The 22,430-nt window shown below is 64.5% G+C and carries 22 protein-coding genes; 7 read left to right on the top strand and 15 right to left on the bottom strand.

The genetic code is table 11. The annotated features are described in order from the left end of the window. Nucleotides 1-4: 4 nt before the first annotated feature. Nucleotides 5-706 (bottom strand): osmolarity response regulator transcription factor OmpR, encoded by a 702-nt coding sequence (gene ompR / locus CR105_RS14220; RefSeq protein WP_229413943.1) that lies wholly within the window; start codon nucleotides 704-706, stop codon nucleotides 5-7. A 270-nt stretch (nucleotides 707-976) separates the two neighbouring features. On the opposite strand from ompR, the gene CR105_RS14215 reads away from it, so the two are divergent. Beyond that, nucleotides 977-1,378 (top strand): hypothetical protein, encoded by a 402-nt coding sequence (locus tag CR105_RS14215; protein ID WP_131021722.1) that lies wholly within the window; start codon nucleotides 977-979, stop codon nucleotides 1,376-1,378. A gap of 205 nt (nucleotides 1,379-1,583) precedes the next feature. Further along, on the top strand, nucleotides 1,584-3,500 hold the full coding sequence (locus CR105_RS14210; RefSeq protein ID WP_099789122.1) for a flagellar assembly protein A: 1,917 nt from the start codon (nucleotides 1,584-1,586) through the stop codon (nucleotides 3,498-3,500). A gap of 43 nt (nucleotides 3,501-3,543) precedes the next feature. Here the strand turns inward: CR105_RS14210 and arfB are convergent, their stop codons facing one another. Continuing rightward, entirely contained in the window at nucleotides 3,544-3,942 is a 399-nt protein-coding gene (gene arfB / locus CR105_RS14205; protein WP_099789121.1) for an alternative ribosome rescue aminoacyl-tRNA hydrolase ArfB, read from the bottom strand. Continuing rightward, nucleotides 3,939-4,979 carry an HDOD domain-containing protein gene (locus CR105_RS14200; RefSeq protein ID WP_099789120.1) on the bottom strand — a complete coding sequence of 347 codons (1,041 nt, stop codon included), beginning with the start codon at nucleotides 4,977-4,979 and terminating at the stop codon, nucleotides 3,939-3,941. The genes arfB and CR105_RS14200 overlap by 4 nt, the downstream gene beginning before the upstream one ends. 168 nt (nucleotides 4,980-5,147) lie before the next feature. Here CR105_RS14200 and CR105_RS14195 point away from each other — a divergent pair, with 168 nt between their 5' ends. Further along, complete coding sequence (locus CR105_RS14195; RefSeq protein ID WP_099789119.1) at nucleotides 5,148-5,630, top strand: chemotaxis protein CheW; 483 nt, start codon at nucleotides 5,148-5,150, stop codon at nucleotides 5,628-5,630. Between the two features lie 63 nt (nucleotides 5,631-5,693). Here the strand turns inward: CR105_RS14195 and CR105_RS14190 are convergent, their stop codons facing one another. The 4 genes from CR105_RS14190 to CR105_RS14175 all read right to left on the bottom strand — a co-directional run bounded on the left by CR105_RS14190 (nucleotide 5,694) and on the right by CR105_RS14175 (nucleotide 10,197). Continuing rightward, nucleotides 5,694-7,694: an ATP-binding cassette domain-containing protein gene (locus CR105_RS14190; protein WP_099789118.1), complete on the bottom strand. Its 2,001-nt coding sequence runs from the start codon at nucleotides 7,692-7,694 to the stop codon at nucleotides 5,694-5,696. 90 nt (nucleotides 7,695-7,784) lie between these two features. Beyond that, nucleotides 7,785-8,672, bottom strand: coding sequence for a 50S ribosomal protein L3 N(5)-glutamine methyltransferase (gene prmB / locus CR105_RS14185; protein WP_099789117.1), 888 nt, complete (start codon nucleotides 8,670-8,672; stop codon nucleotides 7,785-7,787). A 2-nt stretch (nucleotides 8,673-8,674) separates the two neighbouring features. Next, nucleotides 8,675-9,823 carry a succinyl-diaminopimelate desuccinylase gene (gene dapE / locus CR105_RS14180; RefSeq protein WP_180288208.1) on the bottom strand — a complete coding sequence of 383 codons (1,149 nt, stop codon included), beginning with the start codon at nucleotides 9,821-9,823 and terminating at the stop codon, nucleotides 8,675-8,677. A 2-nt stretch (nucleotides 9,824-9,825) separates the two neighbouring features. Further along, nucleotides 9,826-10,197, bottom strand: coding sequence for an ArsC family reductase (locus CR105_RS14175; RefSeq protein WP_099789115.1), 372 nt, complete (start codon nucleotides 10,195-10,197; stop codon nucleotides 9,826-9,828). Nucleotides 10,198-10,463: 266 nt separating this feature from the next. On the opposite strand from CR105_RS14175, the gene CR105_RS14170 reads away from it, so the two are divergent. The 3 genes from CR105_RS14170 to CR105_RS14160 are packed head-to-tail and all read left to right on the top strand — an operon-like array spanning nucleotide 10,464 to nucleotide 13,977. After that, nucleotides 10,464-12,809 (top strand): GspE/PulE family protein, encoded by a 2,346-nt coding sequence (locus CR105_RS14170; RefSeq protein WP_099789114.1) that lies wholly within the window; start codon nucleotides 10,464-10,466, stop codon nucleotides 12,807-12,809. A gap of 48 nt (nucleotides 12,810-12,857) precedes the next feature. After that, on the top strand, nucleotides 12,858-13,598 hold the full coding sequence (locus tag CR105_RS14165; RefSeq protein ID WP_099789113.1) for an MGMT family protein: 741 nt from the start codon (nucleotides 12,858-12,860) through the stop codon (nucleotides 13,596-13,598). Nucleotides 13,599-13,620: 22 nt separating this feature from the next. After that, nucleotides 13,621-13,977 (top strand): SgcJ/EcaC family oxidoreductase, encoded by a 357-nt coding sequence (locus CR105_RS14160; RefSeq protein WP_131021723.1) that lies wholly within the window; start codon nucleotides 13,621-13,623, stop codon nucleotides 13,975-13,977. Here CR105_RS14160 and CR105_RS14155 read toward each other — a convergent pair. Together CR105_RS14155 and CR105_RS14150 are read right to left on the bottom strand one after the other, a co-directional pair. Beyond that, the gene (locus CR105_RS14155; protein WP_099789453.1) at nucleotides 13,949-14,368 is read right to left on the bottom strand and encodes a VOC family protein; all 420 of its coding nucleotides are present in this window, start codon (nucleotides 14,366-14,368) and stop codon (nucleotides 13,949-13,951) included. The two genes, CR105_RS14160 and CR105_RS14155, sit on opposite strands and share 29 nt — an antisense overlap. Nucleotides 14,369-14,527: 159 nt before the next feature. Further along, nucleotides 14,528-15,064, bottom strand: coding sequence for a pyridoxamine 5'-phosphate oxidase family protein (locus tag CR105_RS14150; protein ID WP_099789111.1), 537 nt, complete (start codon nucleotides 15,062-15,064; stop codon nucleotides 14,528-14,530). Between the two features lie 157 nt (nucleotides 15,065-15,221). Here CR105_RS14150 and CR105_RS14145 point away from each other — a divergent pair, with 157 nt between their 5' ends. Further along, nucleotides 15,222-15,404: a DUF3606 domain-containing protein gene (locus CR105_RS14145; RefSeq protein ID WP_099789110.1), complete on the top strand. Its 183-nt coding sequence runs from the start codon at nucleotides 15,222-15,224 to the stop codon at nucleotides 15,402-15,404. 10 nt (nucleotides 15,405-15,414) lie between these two features. Here the strand turns inward: CR105_RS14145 and CR105_RS14140 are convergent, their stop codons facing one another. The 6 genes from CR105_RS14140 to CR105_RS14115 form a co-directional block, all read right to left on the bottom strand. Then, nucleotides 15,415-16,560, bottom strand: coding sequence for a PilT/PilU family type 4a pilus ATPase (locus CR105_RS14140; protein WP_099789450.1), 1,146 nt, complete (start codon nucleotides 16,558-16,560; stop codon nucleotides 15,415-15,417). A 33-nt stretch (nucleotides 16,561-16,593) separates the two neighbouring features. Then, nucleotides 16,594-17,421 carry a 2,3,4,5-tetrahydropyridine-2,6-dicarboxylate N-succinyltransferase gene (gene dapD / locus CR105_RS14135; RefSeq protein WP_099789109.1) on the bottom strand — a complete coding sequence of 276 codons (828 nt, stop codon included), beginning with the start codon at nucleotides 17,419-17,421 and terminating at the stop codon, nucleotides 16,594-16,596. Continuing rightward, on the bottom strand, nucleotides 17,418-18,662 hold the full coding sequence (dapC, locus tag CR105_RS14130) for a succinyldiaminopimelate transaminase (protein ID WP_099789108.1): 1,245 nt from the start codon (nucleotides 18,660-18,662) through the stop codon (nucleotides 17,418-17,420). The genes dapD and dapC overlap by 4 nt, the downstream gene beginning before the upstream one ends. Before the next feature lie 186 nt (nucleotides 18,663-18,848). Further along, nucleotides 18,849-20,189 carry a diguanylate cyclase gene (locus CR105_RS14125; RefSeq protein WP_099789107.1) on the bottom strand — a complete coding sequence of 447 codons (1,341 nt, stop codon included), beginning with the start codon at nucleotides 20,187-20,189 and terminating at the stop codon, nucleotides 18,849-18,851. A 217-nt stretch (nucleotides 20,190-20,406) separates the two neighbouring features. Next, nucleotides 20,407-21,600 (bottom strand): aminotransferase-like domain-containing protein, encoded by a 1,194-nt coding sequence (locus tag CR105_RS14120; RefSeq protein ID WP_099789106.1) that lies wholly within the window; start codon nucleotides 21,598-21,600, stop codon nucleotides 20,407-20,409. A 122-nt stretch (nucleotides 21,601-21,722) separates the two neighbouring features. Beyond that, nucleotides 21,723-22,184 carry a RidA family protein gene (locus CR105_RS14115; RefSeq protein ID WP_099789105.1) on the bottom strand — a complete coding sequence of 154 codons (462 nt, stop codon included), beginning with the start codon at nucleotides 22,182-22,184 and terminating at the stop codon, nucleotides 21,723-21,725. Nucleotides 22,185-22,430: the final 246 nt, after the last annotated feature.

The following is a 22,430-nucleotide window of genomic DNA, read 5'->3' as shown; positions in this document are numbered from 1 at the left end:
AGCACTAGCGCGGCTGGCCTTCAGGGATGAACACGTAGCCCAGGCCCCAGACGGTCTGGATGTACAGCGGGCTCGATGGATCCGGTTCGATCAGCTTGCGCAGGCGCGAAATCTGCACGTCCAGGCTGCGGTCGAACACTTCGTATTCGCGCCCGCGCGCCAGTTCCATCAGCTTCTCGCGCGACAGCGGCTGGCGGGCGTGGCGCGCAAACACCTTCAGCACCGAAAATTCGCCGGTCGTCAGCGGCACCGTTTCGCCATTTTTCTTCAGCGTGCGCGTGGCCAGGTCCAGCACGAACTGGCCGAATTCGAACGAGGCCGGCGTTTCCGACGGCGCACCGGGGATTTCGTCCGGGCCTTTGCGGCGCAGTACCGCGCCGATGCGCGCCACCAGCTCGCGCGGGTTGAACGGCTTCGGCAAATAGTCGTCGGCGCCCATCTCGAGCCCGACGATGCGGTCGACGTCCTCGCCTTTGGCCGTGAGCATGATGATCGGCGTCTGGTCGCCGGCGCCGCGTAGGCGGCGGCAGATCGACAGGCCGTCTTCGCCCGGCAGCATCAGGTCGAGCACCAGCAGGTCGTAGCGCTCGCGCAGCCACAGCTTGTTCATCGCCGGCGCGCTTTCGGCCGTCACCACGGCGAACCCTTGTTCGGTGAGATAGCGGCGCAGCAAATCGCGCAAGCGCACGTCGTCGTCCACTACCATAATCTTCGCCGAGTGGCCAGCCGGAGCCGCCTGCGTTGTATTGTTGCCTGTACCGGGTGTCAATTGTGAGTTCATAAGCCTGCCAGATTTGTCATATTGATGTCGCTATGGTAACGTGTTATCGCCGTGCAAACAGCGTTGCTTCTGATTCATTACACGCTGTTACAAACTTTACCCAATTCGTCTTATACCCCGAAACGAATGGCCATACACTGGGGTCATAGCGAAATAAGCTTATCTGTTTATACGGCATCGCGGAAGAGGAACACTATGAAAAACGCGCTCACTACTACCCATGCAGCAGCAAGCGCTTGTCTTTGCGGCCGGTTGGCGTTCGTCCGCGCGGTTGTGCTTGGCGGTGCCATCGCTTGTGCCGGCGCCCCTGCGTTCGCTCAGGAACGTGACAACGACGGCCGCCGCCAGGCGCCTCCCCAGCAGGTGCAGCCGCGCGATCAGCCGCGCGGCGAGCGCATGCCGCCGCAGCAGCGCGTCGATCCGCGCCAGTATGACCAGGCGCCCGAGGCGCGCGCCGAAGAGCAACGCCGCCAGGCCGCGCAGCATCAGGACCAGGGCCGCCGCGGTGGCCGCCTGACGCCGGACGAGCGGCGCGAGCTGCGCCGCCAGATCAACGAGGCCGGCAACGACCTGTATCCGAACGCCCCGCGCCGCTAGACGCGATTCCCGCTCCCGCAGTTCAGCGGCGCGGCGCCTGCCGCCGCCGCCGCCTTCCCCGTCCGACTCCTCCAAACATACACTTTGTTGGCATTTTTACGCGCCTAAGTTGTATAGTGGTCAAATCGAAGCTGTTGCGCTGTGAAAACTTTTCATAGCGAATTAAAATGGCCAATAAAACAAGTCTGCCCTGATGGAGTGTGCTGTGCCGATAGATTCATCTGTTGCCAATTTTTTCGATGCGCCAATCTGCGGGCTTGACGCAATTGGCCTGGAGCGATGCATTGTCCGCCGGCGCGACGGCATCTACGCCGACCCGTTGTCACTGGGCAAGCTGTTCCTCACCGCGTTCGATCACGTCTTGCGCGGCAATTTCTATTTTACCGGTCTCGACTATGCGCTGCTGATCAAGGCGCTGTACGACTGCGGCCCCGCATTGCCGCGCTCGGGCAGTGGCGAGGTGATGGTGCGCTTCGCCACCGACGCGACGCCGTTCGATCCGGCGCGCCGTGGGTTGTACAAGGCGGTCAAGATTGTCGGCGGCAGCGCCGAATACTATTTCGAGCCGGCTTACCTGGCCGATCCGGGCAACCCTGGCACCACCACCGAGCCGACCCCGCTCGACGTCGACGAATTCATCGCCGACATGTGGCAAAAGGGCATCCGCTTCGGTATCGATGTCGGCGCGGTGAACGCCGCGATCGCCGGCGGCAAGGCCGAACGGGTGACCGTGGCACGCCGGCTCGACGCGATGGCCGGGCGCGACGCCCAGATCGTCGAGGTGTCGGACGATATCCACCGCAGCGACGCGCCGCGCCAGCTGGCCAACGGCAAGCTCGATCTGATGGCGTTCCAGAACCGCTTCCCGCAGATCAAGCGTGGCGTCAAGCTGCTCAAGAAAGTGCCGCGCGCAGCCGGCGCCATCGGCTTCGAGCTGTCCGGTCTTCCGATCGAGCCGGCAGTTCCCGCCGACGTTGATCTGGCGCCGATGGCAGGTCCGGGCACGGCGGTCGATTACACCGCCGACGGCGAATACCTGGTGTCGGCGCAGGCCGGCTTTCTCAGCATCGAACCAGATTCGGGGCAGCTTTCGGTGGGCGACAAGATCGTCAGCCGCGACGGCGTTTCGTCGCGCACCACCGGCAACCTGCAGCTGACGGGCGACTACGAAGAATTCGGCGAGGTGCAGGAAAAGCGCGTCATCGAAGGCGAGGGCATCACCATCCACGCCGATGTGTACGGCAATATCGTGTCGCGCGGCGGCATGGTGCTCCTGAACCGCAACCTGGTGGGCGGCTCGGCGCACAACGCGCGCGGCGACATCGCCGTCAGGGGCATCGCTTCCGGCGCGGTGGTGCAGTCCAGCTGCGGCGAAGTGGTGATGAACCGCGCCGAGAATTGCATCATCTCCGGCACCCGCGTCACAATCGACCATGCCGTCAACTGCGAAATCATTGCCGATGAAGTGTCCATCAAGCAGGCCGAGGGCTGCGCCATCGCCGCGCGCTGCGTGACGATCGACAGTGCCAGCCCGCGCAAGCAAAGCGAGATGGTGGTGTTCGCGCTGCTGCCCGACAGCAGCCAGATCGACGAAGTGCTCAAGCTGATATCGGCGCGCGTCGAGGAGTTCGGCGCGCTGGCCGCGCAGCGCAAGGCCGAGATGGAAACGATGACGGGCGATCCGGAGGTGCGCAAGTACGTCATGCTCGCCTCGAAGATCCGCAAGAAGGAATTGACGCTCACGCCCGAGCAGGTCCCGGTGTTCCAGAAAATGGCGCTGGCGGTGGGGCCGGCGCTGAAGGCGATCGCCAAGGTCTCGCTCGATGTCAAGGGCGCCGAGACGGAGCGCGAGGCCGGCCAGGCGCTGCTGGCGCAGCTGCTGCAGCAGCGCAGCCAGAGCGATGGCGTCAGCCAGGTGACGGTCGGCACGGTGCAGGGCGATACGGTGGTGCGCACGATGCCGTTCAATCCGGACGGCAGCAGCACCTTCGACCTGCCGCCAAAGGACATCAAGGCGCGCCTGCGCGCGCGAGGCGTGGTCGGTGAGATGATTTTTTCGGGCAGTTCCGGCACGGTCAGCTGGATCAGCGAGCAGGCCGGCTTAGCGCCTGTCGCGGCGTAAACCGCAGCACGTCAGGCGGTCGCCGTTGCGGTCGGCCGCGCCGCTACTGGCTCACCTTGCCGCGCATCGCCTTGGTCTGCCCGCTCTTCGTTTTCGAATCAAGGCGCTTGCGCTGCGAGCTGCGGGTCGGCTTGGTAGCTCGCCGCACGGCCGGCAGCACCGCCACGCTGTCGACCAGTTCCTGCAGCCGCCGCAGCGCTTCTTCCTTGTTCTGTTCCAGGCTGCGCGACTGCTGCGCCTTCATCACCACCACGCCGTTTTGCGTAATACGCTGATCCGACAGCGCCAGCAGCCGCTCCTTGATATGCTCGGGCAGCGACGAGGCGCCGATGTCGAAGCGCAGGTGTACCGCGCACGACACCTTGTTGACGTTCTGGCCGCCCGGGCCCTGCGCGCGGATCGCGGACAGTTCGACCTCGTCGGGGTTGACCTGCGCCGTCACCGCGCTGCCGCGTCGTCGATCGGCTGCAACGAACGGTAGGCGTCGGCGGCGAACGGCGGCAGGCCGCCGAACAGCGCCGGGTCGTTCGGCCACGCGCGGTCGTTCTCGACCAGCATGCGCACCTTGCCGAGATAGTCGGTCAGCGTCAGCAAACGCCCGAGCGGCGAGACGATGGCGTCTTTCTTCATGCCGGCCTGCTCGGCGATCGCCTTTGTGACGTTGTCGGGGAAATGCCATTCGCGCCCGATGCTGCAGGTAAGTTGGCGCGCGTTATTGACCAGCTGCGCGCAGAACATCTCCGAGCCGAGACCCTTGTCGCCCTTGGTCGCCTGGTCCATGATGCGCAGCGAGACGATCAGCCCGACGTTTTGCACCAGGCCGGCGAGGAAGGCTTCGAACGGGTCGATGCCCATCGACTCGGCCAGCGCGCGGTTGGCCACCGCGCAGCGCTCCGAGTGGTCCCAGATGCGCGGTGCCAGCGTGCGCGTGAAGTGGCCCGAATTCAGGTCGATGATCGGGCGGAAGGCGACGCTGGTAATGAGGTGGCGCAGGCCTTCCTGGCCGATCAGCATGACCGCGTGTTCGACGCTGGAGATCGACGTGCCGCTGCCGGCCAGCGAGCTGTTGGCAAGGCGGATGACGGCCGCCACCAGCACCACGTCGTTGGAGATCGTGCGCGACAGCCGGGCGCCGGAGAAGCTGTCGCTGCGCAGGCTTTGCAGCAGCTGCGGAATCATGCCGGGCATGCGCCGCACCAGCGCGGCGCCGGACTGCTGCGAGTCGATGATGGCGGTGAGGGCAGCGAGCGCACCGCTTTCCTGCGCATTGATGTCGAGGTCCGTTTCACTGTCGGTATCGAACAGCCAGCGGTAATACAGGCGGCCGGCCTGGTCGAGCTGGTCGAACGGCACGGCCGGCCGGATCAGCGGCGCCGCCACCGGCGCCGACGGCGCCGCAGCGGGCAGTGCCGGCGAAGGCGCGTCTGACGGCTCGGCCCGCGCCGGACCGGAGAACAATCGCTGCAACCATCGATACATGAATTCATCCCTCGTTATTGGCGCGACCATTGTAAAGCTATCCTGCCGCCTTGCAACCATATCATGTCGATAGGAAATATTGACTCTAGTCAACGGGGGCAATCGATTCCGCCATTACGATAGGAATTCGTTGTCCAGCCGTATCCCCGCGCAGACGAAAGGACCATCATGCAAAGCACCGATACCGAGCTTGGCTGTTCGGGCAAGACCGAGTTCCTCAGCTTCCAGCTCGGCGGGCTCGAATACGGGCTCGATTTCAGCAAGGTCAAGGAGTTGCGGATGCTGCAGTCGCTCGAGCGCTTCGCGTCCGAAGGCGAAATCATCAGCGGCGTGGCGGTGTCGCGCGGGGTGATCATGCCGATCGTCGACATGCGCGTGGCGATGAGCGGGCGCCAGAGCGTAGCCGACCCGCGCACCGACGTCATCATCTTGCAGCTGTCGAATTCGATGATGGGAATGGTGGTCGATGGCGTCACCGACGTGGTCAGCCTGCACAACGACCAGATCCGCGCCATCCCCGGCACCGAGGATGTCGCCGTCGACTACCTGATCGGGGTGGGCGAATGCGAAGGGCGCCGCCTGATTTTGGTCGACATCGACAAGCTGATGTCGATCAAGCGCGACGTCGAAGGGGCCAAGCAGGCCGCCTGATTCCGCGCTCCTGCCTGGCCGCGTGGGCGGGGACCGATCCCGCCCACGCGCCGCCGATCTTCCTTACGCAGCCAGCCCTTCGAGCTGCTCCTGCAATTCCAGCCACTCCGCTTCAAGCTGTGCCAGGTCCTTGCCGAAGAAGGCCTGGTCGGCCAGCAGCAGCTTGAGCTTCGCCTTGTTGGCAGCATCGTAGGCGCCCGGTTCGAGCAGCTTGGCGTCGACTTCGGCCTTCTGCGCGTTGCGCTTGGAGATCTGCTCTTCGAGGCGCTTGATCTTGTTCTCGATCGGCTTCTTCAGGGCGGCCACTTTCTGGCGCTGCTCGGCCTCCACGCGCTTCTGTTCCTTCGTATTGACCGCCGGAGCTGCCGTCGGCGGCGCGATCGCGGAAGCTACCGGGAAGGCCGTCTTGTTGTCCTTGCCCGCCGCCGGCAACACGCTGGTCCCTTTGCCAAGCTTGGTCTGGAACAGCCAGTCCTTGTAGTCGTCGAGGTCACCGTCGAACGGCTGCAGCTTGCCGTCGGCGACGATGATGAACTGGTCGGTCGTCGCACGCAGCAGGTGGCGATCGTGCGATACGACGACGAGCGTGCCTTCGAACTGTGCCAGCGCCATCGTCAGCGCCTCGCGCGTTTCCAGGTCCAGGTGGTTGGTCGGCTCATCGAGCAGCAGCAGGTTGGGCCGCTGCCAGACGATCAGCGACAGCGCCAGGCGTGCCTTCTCGCCGCCCGAGAACGGACGGATCGGGCTGGTGACCATGGTGCCGGGGAAGTTGAAGCCGCCGAGGAAGTTGCGCAGTTCCTGCTCGCGCACGGTCGGGGCGATCTTCTGCAAGTGCCACAGCGGCGACTCGTCGTGGCGCAGCATCTCCACCTGGTGCTGGGCGAAGTAGCCGATCGACAGGCCCTTGCCGAGCGTGGCGTCGCCGGTCAGCGGCTCGAGTTCGCCGGCGATGGTCTTGATCAAGGTAGATTTGCCGGCGCCGTTCACGCCCAGCAGGCCAATGCGCTGGCCGATCTGCAGCGAGAACTTGATGTCGCGGACAATGATCTTGTCGCCGACCTTGTCGCCGTGTTCGTCGAGGATATGGTAGCCGGCGTTGACGTCTTCCATCACCAGCAGCGGGTTTGGCGCCGATAGCGGCTCGCGGAATTCGAACGAGAATTCGGCGGCGGCGCGCAGTGGCGCCATCTCTTCCATCTTGGCCAGCGCCTTCATCCGGCTTTGCGCCTGGCGCGCCTTCGAGGCCTGTGCCTTGAAGCGGTTGACGAACGACTCGAGGTGGGCGCGCTGGCGCTCCTGCTTGGCCATTGCGCCGGCGGCGAGGATCATCTGCGCGGCGCGCTGGCGTTCGAAGCTCGAGTAGTTGCCCGAGTAGCGTTTCAGCTTGCGCTCGTCGATGTGCACCACCACGTTGACGATCTCGTCGAGGAAATCGCGATCGTGCGAAATGATGATCAGGGTGCCGGCGTACTTCTTCAGCCAGTCTTCCAGCCAGATGATCGCGTCCAGGTCCAGGTGGTTGGTCGGCTCGTCGAGCAGCAGCAGGTCGGAAGGGCACATCAGCGCCTGCGCCAGGTTCAGGCGCATCCGCCAGCCGCCGGAGAAGCTGACGATCGGCTGCTGCATCTGGTCGAGCGAGAAGCCCAGGCCGAGCAGCAGCTGTTCGCCGCGCGACTGCACCGTGTAGGCGTCGGCGTCGGCCAGCGCGCTGTAGATTTCGCCGATGGCGATGCCGTTCTCGTGGGTTTCAGGTTCGGTTTCGAGGCGCGCCAGTTCCGCTTCGAGCTTGCGCAGGCTGACGTCGCCGTCGATCGCGTAGTCGAGCGCGCAGCGCTCCAGCGGCGGCGTTTCCTGCGCCACGTAAGCCATGCGCCACTTTGCCGGGAAGTCGATCTCGCCCTGGTCGGCGTGGATTTCGCCGCGCAGCATGCCGAACAGGCTCGATTTGCCGGCGCCGTTGGCGCCGATCAGGCCGATCTTGTCGCCCGGGTTGAGGGTCAGGTCGACGCCTTCGAGCAGCGGCTTGGTGCCGCGCATCAGGCTAACGTTCAGGAAACGAATCATGCTGGTCTATTCAATCTATTAAGTGTGATGCGGTGAAGCGGGTGGCGCGCCTGGGGTCCGACGGGGACGCCGAGTCCCCGGTGTTGTTACTTATTTTTTTAGCTGGTCGGCGGTGAGCAAGAACACCATGTCGTCGCCGGCGCTGGTGGTCAGCCACGTCAGTCCCAGGTGCCCGAATGCCGCTTCGGCGTATTCGCGCTCGTTGCCGATTTCGACCATCAGGATGCCGTCCGGCGTCAGGTAGTCGGCAGCGCCTTCGACGATCTTGCGCACCAGGTCCATGCCGTCGGCGCCGCCGGCGAGGGCAATCTGCGGCTCGCGCAGGTACTCCTGCGGCAGCTTGCTCATCGAGTCTGAATTGACGTACGGCGGATTGGTGACGATCAGGTCGTACTTCTTGAACGGGACATTGGCGTACAGGTCGGAGGCGATCGGGTTGACGCGGCCTTCGAGCTTGTATTCGCGGATATTGTGTTCGGCGACGGCCAGCGCGTCGGGCGAAATGTCGACCGCGTCGACCACGCTTTCGGGGAAGGCGTCGGCCATCATGATGGCCAGGCAGCCCGACCCGGTGCACAGCTCGAGGATGTTCTCGACCGCGTACGGATCCTGCACCCATGGGCTGAACTGGTCGGGAATGAGCTCGGCGATGAACGAGCGCGGCACGATCACGCGTTCGTCGACGTAGAACGCGTAGGTGCCGAGCCAGGCCTCGTTGGTGATGTAGGCGGCCGGCACGCGCTCGACCGCGCGGCGCTCGATCACCGCCAGCACCTGCAGCACTTCTTCCTGCAGCAGTTTAGCGTCGAGGAAGGGGTCGAGCTTGTCGAGCGGGAGCTTGAGCGTGTGCAGGATCAGGTAGGCCGCTTCATCGAGCGCAAGGGCGCTGCCGTGGCCGAAAAACAGCTTGGCCGTGTTGAAACGGGTGACGGCATAGCGCAGCAGGTCGCGCGGGGTGGTGAAATGAGCAGTGGTCATGGCTAGTTCTCGGTTGGGCGAGCTTGCGCCAGCAGGTTTTCCAGGGTGCGGCGATAGATGTTCTTGAGCGGATCGACGAAGCGCACCTCGATATGCTCATCGATCTTGTGGATGCTGGCGTTCGGAGGGCCGAATTCTATCACTTGCGGGCAGATCCGCGCGATGAAGCGGCCGTCCGAGGTTCCGCCGGTAGTCGACAATTCGGTGTGCACGCCGGTCTCGGCGAGGATGGCCGCGGCCACCGCGCCGGACAAGGCGCCGTGCGGCGTCAGGAACGGCAGCCCGGACAGCGTCCACGCCAGCTCGTACTCGAGTTTGTGGCGGTCGAGGATGGCGTGCACGCGCGCCTGCAGGCCGTCGGCCGTGCTGGCGGTGGCAAAGCGGAAGTTGAAGTCGATCGCCAGTTCGCCAGGGATGACGTTGTTGGCGCCGGTGCCGGCATGGATGTTCGACATCTGCCACGACGTCGGCAGGTAGTACTCGTTGCCGTCGTCCCAGCGTTCGGCGGCCAGTTGGGCCAGCGCGGGAGCGGCCTGGTGGATCGGGTTGCGCGCCAGCTGCGGGTAGGCGATGTGGCCCTGCACGCCCTTGATGACGAGGTGCCCCGACAGCGAACCGCGGCGCCCGTTCTTGATCATGTCGCCGAGCACGTGGGCCGATGTCGGCTCGCCGACCAGGCAGTAATCCATCTTCTCGCCGCGTTCTTCGAGCACGCGGCAGACGACGACGGTGCCATCAAGGGCCGGGCCTTCCTCGTCGCTGGTGAGCAGGAAGGCGATCGAGCCGCCATGATCGGGATGGGCGGTGATGAACTCTTCGCACGCCACCACCATCGCCGCCAGCGACGTTTTCATGTCGGCGGCGCCGCGTCCGTACAGCTTGCCGTCGCGGTGGGTCGGCGCGAACGGCGGCGACTGCCACTGCTCAAGCGGGCCGGTCGGCACCACGTCGGTGTGGCCGGCGAAGACGAACAGCGGCGAGCGAGTGCCGCGGCGTGCCCACAGGTTGGTGACGCCGTGCGAGGTGATCGCCTCGCAGGCGAAACCGAGCGGCTCCAGCAGTTCGGTCAGGCGCCGCTGGCAGCCCTTGTCGTCGGGGGTGATCGAGGACAGCGCGATCAGCTCTTCGGTCAGCGCCAGGGTGCGGGAAATGCTCATCGCGAGGCCGGGCTATCGAACCGCTGGGAGTAGATGGCGTCGGAGAAGCCCACACTAGGGATGCCGGCGCCGGCGCCGGCCAGCACCGGGCGCTTGATGACCGACGGCGCTTCGAGCATCAGCTCGAGCGCGCTGGCCTTGTCGACGACGGCGGCGCGCTGTTCGTCGGTCAGCTTGCGCCAGGTGGTTCCCTTGCGGTTGACCAGCACTTCCCAATCGAGCTGATCGAGCCAGGCGGCGACGGTGGCGCGCTCGAGCCCTTGCTTCTTGAAGTCGTGGAAAGCGACGTCGTGACCATGTGCGGCGAGCCAGACACGGGCTTTCTTGACCGTGTCGCAGTTGGGGATGCCGTACAGCGTAGTTTTCATGGTCGATGGCGCTCGCCGCGCCGGGAGGGAGCGGACAGCAATAATTGCGGGGAACCTGAAAGCATAGCATACGGGCGCCCCTGGCGGAGATTTTACACGCCGGGGCGGCCGGCCGGCGCGCCGTTGATCGTTCGCAATCGCAAGGCGTTCTCAGCTCTGTTATCGAACTTTGAGAACTATACTTGACGACTATGCAATTTTCAGTCGCTCAAAAGGGTCCCGCCATGTGGCTGCACTTTCCCGCGTGGGCGCGCTAGGCCGCGCCCATGCAAAGCACGCTGAGCAAACCGGATCGGCCCGACGGGCGCGACAGCCGCGTGCGGTTTTTCGGCGAGGTGCTCGACTTCAGCCGGCGGGTTCGCGGCGCCGTTGACGCCGGCCAGTTTCTGCCCGAGGTGGCGCGCGCCATCTGCGAGCTGTTCGAGTGCGAGTCGATGGTGCTGTACGGCGTGAGCGGCGACTACGGCTCCATCGTCCCGCGCCACCACACGGGACCTGGCGCGGCGCACGACCTGGCGATGCCGATCTCGGACCACAGCGTGGCCGGCTACGTCGCGCTGCACCGGCGCCCGGTCTGCATCCGCGACGTCTATGACGACACTGAACTGGCGTCGCACGCGCCGCCGCTGCGATTCTCTCGCGAGGCCGACCTGCGCAGCGGCCGGCGCACCAGGCAGATGCTGGTCGCGCCGCTGATCGACGCCGAAGGCGACACCCTGCTCGGGGTGCTGCAGCTGTCGAACAACCGGTCCGGCCGCTACTTCCGCTCGATCGCCGCGGAAGGCATCAAGGAAGTGTGCGGCGCGCTGGCGATCGCCTTGCGCAAGCGCCTCAAGCCGGCGCCGGGCTTTCGCTCCAAGTACGATTTCCTGGTGGCCGATGCCGTGCTGACCGCGGCGCAGCTTGAACGGGCGCACCACGCGGCCGGCGCCGGCGGCGACGTCGAGAACGTCCTGGTCCAGCACTACCACGTCAAGCTGCCGGTGCTGGGCGCGGCGCTGGCCAGGTTCTACGGCGTGCCCTACGAGCCGTTCCGGGTCGAGCGCAGCCGGCCGGCCGGCGTGCTCAAGACACTCAAGCGCGAGTTCGTCGAACATAACCGATGGCTCATCATCGAGCAGGAGCAGGACCTGCTGGTCATTCTGGCGACCGATCCGGAAGCGGTGACGCACTCGCGCATGGTGCGCAACCTGTTTCCCAAGGCGCGGCTGGCGCTGCGCGTGACGACCAATCTCGAATTCAAGCTGACGGTCGACAGGTTCTTCGGCGGTCACGCCGACGGCGCCGCGCTTGAGGCCCTGCTGGCCGGCCCGCAAGGGCAGGGCGACGACGGCGCCGAGCCGGGCGCGGTCGACGACAATGAACTGGTCAGGCTGGTCCACAAGATGATCCTCGATGCGTACCGCCAGGGCGCCAGCGACATCCACATCGAGCCGGGCACCGGCGACGACAAGACGCTGATCCGCTTTCGCAAGGATGGCGCGCTGGAACCCTACACCGAGGTGCCGGCGAGCTATCGCAGCGCGCTGCTGGCGCGCATCAAGATCATGTGCGACCTCGACACGTCCGAACACCGCAAGCCGCAGGACGGCAAGATCAGGTTCGGCAAGTACGTCCCGCTCGACATCGAGCTGCGGGTGCTGACGATGCCGTCGGCCGGCGGCGTCGAAGACGTGGTGATGCGGTTACTGTCCGCCGGCGAGCCGATCCCGCTCGAACAGCTCGGCGTGCTGCCGCATAACCTGGCGCGCCTGAAGCGGCTGATCGCCAATCCGCACGGCCTGTTCTTCGTCTGCGGGCCGACCGGCTCGGGCAAGACCACCACGCTGCATTCGGTGCTGCGCTACCTGAACACCCCGGAGACCAAGATCTGGACCGTGGAAGACCCGGTCGAGATTACCCAGAAAGGGCTGCGTCAGGTGCAGGTCAATCGCAAGATCGGCCTCGATTTCGCCACCGTGATGCGCTCGTTCCTGCGCGCCGATCCCGACATTATCATGGTCGGCGAAATGCGCGACAAGGAGACCGTGTCGATCGTGCTGGAAGCGTCATTGACCGGGCACCTGGTATTCGCCACGCTGCATACCAACAGCGCCGCCGAGTCGATCGTGCGCCTGCTCGACATGGGGATGGACCCGTTCAACTGCGCCGACGCCTTGCTTGGCGTGCTGGCGCAACGGCTGGCGCGGCGCCTGTGCACGCACTGCCGCCGGCCTTACATGGCGTCCGAGTCGGAGGTCGACAGCCTGCTGGCCGAGTACTGCGCCGAGATCCGGCCGGCGCCGGCGTCGGAGGCGGAGCGCAAGGCGAGGATGGCGATGGCGCGCAAGACCTGGTTCGAGCGTTACGCCGACGAGGCCGGGCGCTTCACCTTGTACGAACCGGTTGGCTGCGCGCTATGCAATCGGGGCTACAAGGGGCGCGTCGGCCTGCACGAACTGATGATCGCTACAGGCAGGATCAAGCACATGCTGCAGGAGCGCGCGCGGGTGACGGAGCTGCTGACGGCGGCGCTGGACGACGGCATGCTGACTTTGAAAATGGACGGCATCGAGAAAGTGCTGGCCGGCGCCACCGACATGAAGCAGGTGCGCATGGTGTGCATCAGTTGACAGGCGCGCGCGGTATAGTGAGCGTTCCGGCTCATTTTAAGAACATCGATGATTGTCTCCGCCGCAGGCAAAGTAGATAAGCTATTCATCAAGACCCGCCGCGGCGAGGCGATGGTCGAATGCGGTGCGCTCGTGTGCGAGGCGGGCCTGGGAATCGACGGCGACGTCCATGCCAATCGTCTGAGCCCGCGGCAAATCCTGGTCACGCTGCAGTCGGAGCTCGATGTGCTGGCGCTGCCGCCCGGCGTGCTGTTCGAGAATATGGTCATTTCGATGGCCGAAGCGGCGTACTTCAGGCCTGGTGCGGCGATCGTCACCGATGGCGGGGTAGAGATCAGGCTCACCATGTTCTGCGAGCCGTGCAAACGCATCGCGCGGGTCGTGCCGAACCTGGGCGCGATGATCAATCGCCGCGGGGTGCTGGGCACCATTGTTCGCGGCGGCGAGATTCGACGCGGCGACGCGGTGACCATCATCCCCGCCAGGTACGCCGCGCTGCCGGAGTCGCCCGCGCAAAAATTTCGCGATTTCGTCTTGACTATCCCGGCCGGCAAAGTGGTGCGATATCTCGATGTGGCGATTGCGATGGGCGTCGACCAGAGTTTTATCCGTGCGCTGCCGGGCTATATCAGGCGCCACATGCTGGAGCAGCTGCCGGTGCACCGTATCGTCAACGCGCAGGGGAAGCTGCTCGATTTCGTCGACGGTCAACAGGCCAGGCTGGCCGACGAAGGCGTGGCTGTGATTTCGGGTTCAGTGGATTTGCACTCCTTCCTGTGGAAGGGATGAATCGATCAGCAAGGGGGACGAAATGGAAATACCGGAACCGCTCAGAGAACTGGTGGACGATTGGGATGCGGGGCGCGCGGCTGGCGACGGTATGCGCCTGGCGTTGTTGTATGCCGAAGATGCATCGGTTCTGCTGCCGACCGGGCAGACTTTGCGTGGACGCGATGCCATCGCCGCCTACTACAGCAAGCTGCCTGCCGTGAAAGAGCGCGACAGGCGGCGCATCGGACCGCGAAAATTCTTCTTCTTTCCGCCGGTCGTGCACGCGACGGCGACCGCCAGCGGCCGGCACGGCGAAAAACATTCGTTTCTCGATATCCTGGTTCAGCAATCGGACGGCAGTTTTCTGTTCAGCTTTTCGTCCTGGACGCTTCGATAGCGGGGCCGGCCTGGCGCGCGTAGCTGACTGTCAGGATTTCCCACTGGTGCCCGTCCGGCTCGTTCCAGTAGATCATGTCGCCGCCGTAGTCCTTGTTGATTTTCATGTCGACCGGGCCGCGCACGTTGCTGCGATAGGCAATACCGGCGGCCTGGATGCGCGCGAGGATGGCATCGAACTCGTGTTGGCTGACGCGGAAGCAGTAGTGGGCGATCGGATAGGCTTCCTCGGTCTGCTGGAAATCGAGGGTCAGGCCGTCGTTGATGTAGACCGGCGAGAACACGGCGAACGAGGTTTCTTCCCACGGTACGCCGAGCAGTTCGGCAAGCAGTTTGGCCGAAGCGCCCCGGTTGCGGCACGAGACGATGAAGTGGTCCAGTTCGATTGCCATCGCGAGCTCCTGCATGAACGCCATTGCGATAGCGTAGCACAGGCCGCAGCGCGCGGCAGTCGTACGGCGTGCGCAAAAACCGTGCAATTCGCAATTCCAGCAATTCCAGCGGGGTCAGTGCCGCCAAACGTACACGAGCTCGTCGGCGACGTCGTTCGACTAGGGCTTGAGCTTGCCTTCGATTGAATCGTCGAGCGTCGTGCCGACTACGGCGCCGATCAGCATCTTGGCGCCGGCCACAGCGCTGCCGTGCTTGTTGTCCCAGTAGTAGGCATCGTTCGGCGTGACCTTGATGGCGGTGATGCGCGGATCGTCCTCGCCTTCGGTGAACCAGGTCTTCAGCACGAAGCCCCACAGCTTCTTGATGACCGCCTTGTCGCGCGTGATGGTGGCGGCGCCGTTCATGCTGAGGAATACGGCGTGCTTGGAACCCTGGAAAAACAGGCGCACCGCCGGATCGGCGGCGATCGATGCGTTCTTGTGGCTGTCCGAGGCGCTGAGGAACCACAGGTTGCCCTGGTCGTCGACGTCGCGCACGCTCATCGGCCGCGTGCCGCCCGTTTCGCCCGAAACGTCGGCGGTGCAGAAGAAGCACGTCTCGGCGTCCTCGACCATCTCCTTCAGCCTGTCGATGGCCTCCTTGCCCGCGAGGTCCTTGCGATTTTCTTCCGGTTGATTCTTGTTGATCGAGTCCATGCCTAATCTCCGTCGTTTGTATTTGTCCTGAACAGATAGTACTGCCGGAGCTTGTTCACGAACGTTCGATACTTAACGGTGAGTGCGTCATCGAACTGTGGCCGCGCCAAATCGCTGGCATTGTCGGCCTGTCCAATCACGATGAAGGGGAAACGCCATGTCCGACAATCCGCTGGAGCCAGGGCCGCAGGACTACGACCGCATCAACGTCAATGTCGAGTCGGAGATCGAATACTGGTCGAAAGAACTTGGTGTAAGCCGCGACCGCCTCGCTCGGGCGATCGAGGCGGTCGGGGAAAAGGTGGGCGACGTGCGCCGCCAACTGGGGCTGACGGCTTAGGCTGCGCGCTTCAGGTATTGAGGGTGAACTCGGTGAACGAGGTGCCTTCGTCAGCCGGCTTGGCCGCTTCCGGTTCCTGCTGCGCGTGTTTGCTCTCCGGTCCGTTGTTGAGCAGCCAAAGCAGGTTGGTCGCCGAATCGGCGTTCGCCAGCGCTTCTTCCTGCGACACCAGGCCGCTTTGCACCAGTGCCAGCAGCGCCGCCTCGAACGTCTGCGAGCCTGGCGACAGGCTCTTTTCCATCGCCTCCTTGATCTGGCCGATTTCGCCTTTTTCGATCAGGTCGGCCACGTAGCGGGTGTTGACCATTACTTCCACCGCGGCCTGGCGGATGCCGCCGGCGCTCGAGCGCACCAGCCGCTGCGAGACGATTGCCTTCACCGCCGACGACAGGTCCTGCAGCAGCGCCGGCCGGTTCTCGATCGGGTAGAAGCTGATGATGCGGTTCAGCGCGTTGTAGCTGTTATTGGCATGCAGCGTCGCCAGCACCAGGTGGCCCGACTGCGCATACGCCAGCGCCGCCGCCATGGTTTCCTTGTCGCGGATTTCGCCGATCAGGATGCAGTCGGGCGCCTGCCGCATCGAGTTGCGCAGCGCCACCCCGAAGCTGGCCGCGTCGCTGCCGATCTCGCGCTGGTTGACGATCGACTTCTTGTTCTTGAAGAGGTATTCGATCGGGTCTTCCAGCGTCAGGATATGGCCGGCGCGCAGTTCGTTGCGGTGGTCCAGCATCGAGGCGATCGTGGTCGACTTGCCGGAACCGGTGGCGCCCACCAGCAGCAGCAGGCCGCGCTTTTCCATGATCAGTTCGGACAGGATCGATGGCAGGCCAAGGTCGCCCAGCGCCGGGATATTCGCCGGCACGAAGCGAAACACCGCCGAGATCGAGCCACGCTGGCGAAACGCCGACAAGCGGAAGCGCCCCAGGTTGGGCACCGAGATGCCCATATTGAGTTCGTTGTCTCGCCTGAGCTCTTCCATCTGCGCCGGCGTGGCGATTTCCGCCAGCAGCGACTCGATGTTGTCCGGCTCGAGCTTTTGCTGGTTGATCGGGATGAGGTTCCCGTTGATCTTGATATGCACCGGCGAATTCACGGCAAAGAACATGTCCGACGCGTTCTTCTCTTTCATCAGCTGGAACAAGCGGTCCATCGCCATCATTGGTCTCCCGTGTGCATATCGTTGTCCAGCTCAGATCCCGCGCAGCAGCTCGTTGATGCCGGTCTTGGCGCGCGTCTTGGCGTCGACCCGCTTGACGATGACGGCGCAGTACAGGCTGTACTTGCCGTCGTCGGACGGCAGGTTGCCCGAGACGACGACCGAACCGGCCGGGATGCGACCGTACGTTACTTCGCCGGTGGCGCGGTCGTAGATCTTGGTCGACTGGCCGATGTACACGCCCATCGAGATGACCGAGTTCTCTTCGACGATGACGCCTTCGACCACTTCCGAGCGCGCGCCGATAAAGCAGTTGTCTTCGATAATGGTGGGGTTGGCCTGCATCGGTTCGAGCACGCCGCCGATGCCGACGCCGCCCGACAGGTGAACGTTCTTGCCGATCTGCGCGCACGAGCCGACCGTGGCCCAGGCGTCGACCATGGTGCCTTCATCGACGTAGGCGCCGATGTTGACGAACGACGGCATCAGCACGACGTTCTTGCCGATGAAGCTGCCGCGGCGGGCGACCGCGCCCGGCACCACGCGAAAGCCGCCACGGGCAAAATCGTCGGCGCTGTAGCCGGCGAACTTGCCCGGCACCTTGTCGTAGAAGCGCATGCCGTCGCCGGCGTCCATCACGCTGTTGTTCTCGAGGCGGAACGACAGCAGCACCGCCTTCTTGATCCACTGGTTGACGACCCAGTCGGCGCCGGTTTTTTGCGCCACGCGCATGCTGCCGTCGTCCAGGCCGGCGATGACGTGGGCGACTGCGTCGCGCAGTTCGGCCGCGCCGTTGGCTGGATTGATCTCGGCGCGCTGATCCCACGCCGTGTCGATGATGGTCTGGAGCTGTTGAGTCATGATGTCTGCTTATGTAGTGGATGTGTGGATGACTTGAGCGCGCGGCAAAACTGGACGATGCGCTGGGCCGCTTCGAGCCCCTCGTCGACTTCGGCGACCAGCGCCATGCGGATGCGGTTCTTGCCCGGGTTGGCGCCATGCGCCTCGCGCGCCAGGTAGCTGCCCGGCAGTACCGTGACATTGTATTCGGCATACAGGCGGCGGGCAAATTCGGTGTCCGACAGGCCGCTTTTGCGCACGTCGGCCCACAGGTAGAAACCGGCGTCGGGCAGCTCGACGTCGAGCACCTCGCGCAGCAGCGGCGTCACCAGCGCGAACTTCTCCTTGTACTTGGCGCGGTTCTCCTGCACATGGGTCTCGTCGCCCCAGGCGGCGATCGACGCTGCCTGCACCGGCGGCGACATGGCGCCGCCGCTGTAGGTGCGGTAGAGGAGGAATTTCTTGATGACGGCCGGGTCGCCGGCGACGAAGCCCGAGCGCATGCCTGGCACGTTGGAGCGCTTCGACAGGCTGGAAAACACCACCAGGTTGGCGTACGGTTGCGCGCCGCCGCTGCGGCCTAACTGGTGCGCCGCTTCCAGCGCGCCCAACGGCGGCGTGCTGCCGTGATAGATCTCCGAATAGCACTCGTCGGCGGCGATGACGAAGCCGTGCTTGTCGGCCAGCGCGAACAGGGTTTTCCAGTCGTCGAGCGACAGGATCGCGCCGGTCGGGTTGCCGGGTGAGCACAGGTACAGCAGCTGCACGCGCGGCCACACTTCGGCCGGCACGCTGGCGTAGTCGCAGGCGAAATTGCGCGCCGGGTCGGAGTTGACGAAGTACGGCTCGGCGCCGGCCAGGTAGGCGGCGCCTTCGTAGATTTGATAGAACGGGTTCGGGCACATCACCAGCGCGCGCCTGGACGGATCGATGACGCAGTGGGCGATGGCGAACAGCGCCTCGCGCGAGCCGTTCACCGGCAGCACCTGGCTGGCCGCGTCAAGTGGCGGCACGCCGTAGCGGCGCTCGAGCCAGGCGGCGATCGCGGCGCGCAGCGGCTCGCTGCCGACCGTGCTCGGGTAGCTCGCCAGGCCGTGCAGGCTGTGCGTCAGCGCCTTGTGGATGAACGGCGGCGTAGGGTGCTTCGGCTCGCCCATGCCCAGGCTGATGGGCTGGTAATCGGGATTGGGCGTGACTTCGGCGAACAGCTGGCGCAGTTTTTCGAACGGGTAAGGGTGCAGCTTGTCGAGATGTGGGTTCACGGCGGTACCAGGGTTAGCGTGTGTGACGTTGCTTGGCCATTATAGCGCCGATAAGTCGATGCAGCCCGAGCCGGCCAAGGGCCGGTGAAGGGCCGGTGTCAGGTCTGACATTCGGACATTTCGAAGTTGCAAGGGCCGGTGTCAGGTCTGACATTCGGACATTTCGAAGTTGGAAATGTCCGAATGTCAGACCTGACACCAGTGTTGCGACGCGCCTGGCGCCATCACGCGGTTGCGGCCGGCGTCCTTGGCGGCGTACATCATGCGGTCGGCGGCGACGAAGAACTCTTCGATGCGGTCGAACTGGGTCGGCACGATGGTGGCCACGCCGATGCTGACGGTGAGCCAGTCGCTGGTGGTCGAACGCGGATGCGGCAGGTTCAGCGATTCGACCAGCGCGCGGATCGACTCGGCCAGCGCGGTGGCCGTTGCCAGCGCCGTCTCGGCGAACAGCAGCACGAACTCCTCGCCGCCGTAGCGCGCCGCCAGGTCGGTGGTGCGCAGCGCGCGCGACTGCAGCGCCGCGGCCACCTGCTGCAGGCAGATGTCGCCGGCGGCGTGGCCGAGGGTGTCGTTGTACAGCTTGAAGTGGTCGACGTCGAGCACGATCAGCGACAGCGGCTGGCCGCTGCGGATGGCGCGCAGCCACTCCTGCTCGAGGAAGCTGTCGAAGCGGCGGCGGTTGGCGATCTGGGTCAGCTGGTCGACCATCGCCGCGTGCTGCAGCGCCGTCTCGGAGCGCTTGTGGTGGGTGATGTCGTGCAGCAGGCCGATGAACAGCGGCTCGTCGGCGACCATTGGCGTGAGCGTCAGGTCCATCGCGCGCAGGGCGCCGTCGCGGTGGCGGATCAGCACTTCGCGCGCGCCGCCCGGGCGCGCCGCGGCCGGATCGGCGGCGCAGGCGGCGAAGTAGTCGAGGTATTCCTGCGCCAGCGCGGCGCCGAGCAGTTCGGGCAGCGTGTGGCCGGCCAGTTCGTCGGCGCCGTAGCCGAGATAGCGTTCGCACGCCGGGTTGCTGTACTGGATGCGCCCGGACGCCTCGATCACCATTAGCCCTTCGTCCATGGCGTCGACGATCATGCGCAGGCGGTCGGCCTGTTCCTTCTGGGCGGCGCTGGTGCAGCGCATCTGCAGCTGGGCGCGCACGCGGGCGCACACTTCGGCCATGCGCAGCGGCTTGCCGATGTAGTCGGCGGCGCCGATGTCGAAGCCGGCGACGATGTCGTCGGTGTCGGATTTGGCGCTCATGAAAATGACGGGGATGTTCTGGGTGTGGGCGTCGCCTTTGAGCTGGCGGCACGTTTCAAGGCCGTCCATGCCGGGCATGACGACATCGAGCAAAATCAGGTCAGGCTGGACCCGCTGCGCCAGCGACAATGCGCGCTCGCCGGAGGTGGCGACGAAGGTCTGGTATCCCTGCTTGCTCATCATCGTGCGCAGCACGCCAAGGCTGGCGGCAGCGTCGTCGACGATCAGGATGGCGGGCGCACGGGGAGGCGACAAGGTGGGTGAAGCGAAATAGCTCATGCGACAAAATCATACCCTTAAGTAATCTTTTCAGGTAAGAATTGTTGCTCATAGGTTAGTCTTTGCTGTTGTAGCTACGCAACCGCCGATTACAACGATGGGTTGACGGATGGTTGCTGAGGTGCGTCCCCGGCGGCGCCGGGAACGCATGTGTACTTCTCGTGTTTGAAGCTTACTTGGCGCTTAATTTGCGCTTACTTTGCGCAAATTGGCACGCTTACTTGAACGCCGCGATCAGCTTGCCGAGGATGGCGATGCCTTCCTGGATGCGCGCCGGCGAGACGGTCACGAACGACAGGCGCAAGGTGTTCATCTCCGGCTTGTTGGCGTAGAACGGCGCGCCCGGCACGAAGGCGACCTTGGCGGCCAGCGCCTGGTCGAGCAGTTTCATCGCGTCGATGTGCTTCGGCAGCTGCACCCAGATGAACATGCCGCCTTCCGGCTTGGTCCAGCTGACGTTCGATGGGAAGTGTTCCTTCATCGCGTCGAGCATGGCCTGGCACTGCTTGGCGTACAGATTGCGGATGGTCGGGATGTGCTCTTGCAGGAAGCCGTCCTTGATCACTTCGTGCACCACCATCTGGGTCAGCTGCGAGGTGTGCAGGTCGGCCGCCTGCTTGGCCAGCTCGAGGCGGCGCACCAGCGGCAGCGGGGCGACCACGTAGCCGAGGCGGATGCCTGGCGTGAGCACCTTGGAGAACGAGCCCATATAAATGACGCCGTCCGGATTCATGTTCAGCATTTTCGGGTAAGGCTCACCCTTGTAGCTGAGCGCACCGTACGGATCGTCCTCGATCAGCGGCAGGTTGTGGCGGGCGCACGTTTCAACCAGTTCCTGGCGGCGCTCGACGGACAGGCTGCGGCCGGTCGGGTTCTGGAAGTTCGGCAGCGCGTACAGCATGCGCGCGCCCTCGACGACGGCGTCGATCGAGCTTGGCACCAGGCCATGCTCGTCGGTGGCGACCGAGGCGAATTCCGGGCGGTACACAGAGAACGCCTGCAGTGCGCCGAGGTAGCTCGGCGTTTCGACCAGCACGCGGCTGCCTTCGTCGATCAGCACCTTGCCGATCAGGTCGAGCGCCTGCTGCGAGCCGGAGGTCATCAACACCTGTTCGGGAGCGATGGTGCAGCCTTCGGTGGAGAGCGAATTGGCGATCCATTCGCGCAGCGGCGGGAAGCCGTCGGTCGGGCCGTACTGCAGCGCCACGCGACCGCTTTCGGTGAGCACCTTGTCGAACGCGCTCTTCATCTTCTCGACCGGGAAGGTGTCGGCCGACGGCAGGCCGCCGGCGAACGAGATGATGTCCGGACGCTGGGTCACCTTCAGGATCTCGCGGATGAAGGAACTCTGCATGGCCGCGGCGCGGTCGGCGAAGTGCCAGGTGATCGGGTTTGGATTTTCAATTTTCATGCTGGTCTCACAGAAGGAAAGGGCCGCGCGGGTGCTGGGCCATTATAAAGCAACCGGGTAGGCCGCCTCGTCGAAGGAAAGCGCTGGATAAGCGCCGTCCGGGATGGGTAGGGAAGCGGCGCTTACGCCACTTCGACGATCATTTCAATCTCGACGCAGGCGCCGCGCGGCACCTGCGCCACGCCGAAAGCCGAGCGGGCGTGCTTGCCGGCGTCGCCGAAGAGTTCGCCGAGCAGCTCGGAGGCGCCGTTGGTGACCAGGTGGTGTTCGGTGTAGTCGGGCGTCGAGTTCACCAGGCTCATCAGCTTGACGATGCGCGTGACGCGGGTCAGGTCGCCGCCGACGGCTTCCTGCAGCGTGCCGACCAGGTCGATGGCGATGGTGCGCGCGGCCTGCTTGCCTTCTTCGGTGGTCTTGTTCTTGCCCAGCTGGCCGACGTTCGGTGTGCCGTCCGGGTTCTTGGCGATATGTCCCGACAGAAAGATCAAGTTACCGGTTTGCACATACATCACATACGCGGCGACGGGCGCTGCCGGCGGCGCCAGGGTGATGTTGAGTTCTTCGAGTTTTTGGTAAACGGACATGATCGATCCTGATTTGATAAAAGAAAGACGGTATTGTACGTCCGGCACGCTTCGCTGCCCACCACTCGCTGGGGTCAGGTCTGACATTCGGACATTTTGCTGGGGTCAGGTCTGACATCCGATGGTTGTCAAGCTAGTTGTCGTGTCAGCAGCCGCTAAGCCGCCTTTTTAAACGCTGGCATATTCGACGCCGGCATTGTTGCTTCGTTGATCGACACGTCAGGATTGAGGTGTACTTCTTTGACC

It is taken from the genome of Massilia eurypsychrophila, from assembly GCF_002760655.1.
Lineage (GTDB): Bacteria > Pseudomonadota > Gammaproteobacteria > Burkholderiales > Burkholderiaceae_D > JAFCUW01.
This window is presented reverse-complemented; position numbering and strand designations above follow the sequence as displayed.